The following is a 1,324-nucleotide window of genomic DNA, read 5'->3' as shown; positions in this document are numbered from 1 at the left end:
TTGCTCATCGCCATAGACCAGCGCCACCTGCGCAGGCGTGCGCGCCACCTGCGCCTCGAACAGCTCATGGATGCAATGCTCCTGCGGATAGTCCGCCTGCGTCGCGTTCAGCGTCTGCAGCAGATATTGCCGCTCGATCAGGGGTAATATGGCCACATCTGCCGCCGCCTGATCCGGTGTCGCCAGGAGAGCCTCAGTCAATCCTGCAAGTACCGCCTCCAGATAGCCAAGAACGCGCTCAGCCCCGGCACTGACTGCGATTTGTGCATCGATAACAAAACCATCTGACATATCGTCGACAGAGACCGTGAATGGATAATTGGTGCGCTCTTGCGCTCCCAATATTTCTATTCCTCCACCGGCTGTTATGCCATGTCCCGCAGGCGCTTCCGAATGCCGATAATTAAGTATAGCGCTGAATAATGCAGCTCCTCCTTGCAAACTACTGCAGCGCTGCGCCATTGCGAGTGACGCTTGCTCATAAGGGAGCAACGCCTTCAATGCCGCATCTGTCTGCATCAATAGTTGAGTAACATTTAATCCCTGCGTACGCAGGCGCAAAGGCAGGGTATTGATAAACATGCCAAGCATGTCTTGCGCTCCCCGCGTGCCTTGCAAACGACCGGAAAGAACTGTGCCGAAGACAACATCATCACGTCCGCTACACAGGGCCAATACCAATGCCCAAGCCGTATGAAACACTGTTGCTGAACTAACGCTATACGACCTAGCTGCCAAGCGGATTCGGTTAGCAAGATCCTCATCGAGTTTTTTTCTTGCCTCATCGACATCCATACCCACGTCATGCATCGCCAACAGGCCAAATGGTGCCGTAGACTCATCAACATCCCACAACATATCCCTGAAGAATGCCGACGCATCGTTATACCGGGCTTGGTGCAAAGCATGCGCAACAAATTCACGATAGGGAATAGAATCAGTCAGCACATGCTCGCCACCTTGCATATGCGCCATCAACTCGGCTTGTATCACCTCGACGCCTACATGATCCAGAATGATGTGATGCAACTGCACCAGCAAGTATGCCTCGCCAGTATGTCCATCCCTGGCAACACTCGTGTATAACAGCGGCGCACGCGCCATATCGACCACCGGCGACATCTTCAGCCGGGCCTGTAACTGGGCATATGTATCCTGCTCAGTATCCAAATCAATCGTCCCGACTTCGAGCGTCACCTGCCTGCACACCACCTGCACCGGCACCGAAGCCTGCTGCGCCATCACCGCCGTGCGCAGCACATCGTGACGGTCGACCACCGCCTGCAAGGCGGCCAGGAAAGCATCCAGGCGCTGCGCATCCGCC

At 55.3% G+C, this 1,324-nt stretch carries 1 protein-coding gene; it reads right to left on the bottom strand.

Annotated features, from left to right (window positions below; all coding sequences use genetic code 11):
- On the bottom strand, positions 1-1,324 hold a 1,324-nt coding region (locus ACP7EG_RS27625; RefSeq protein ID WP_426090241.1), incomplete at both ends, for a condensation domain-containing protein.

The sequence above is a fragment of the Janthinobacterium sp. PSPC1-1 genome (assembly GCF_049897625.1).
Lineage (GTDB): Bacteria > Pseudomonadota > Gammaproteobacteria > Burkholderiales > Burkholderiaceae_D > Janthinobacterium > Janthinobacterium tructae.
Note: the sequence above shows the minus strand (reverse complement) of the source record. Positions and strands in the feature narration are given on the sequence as shown.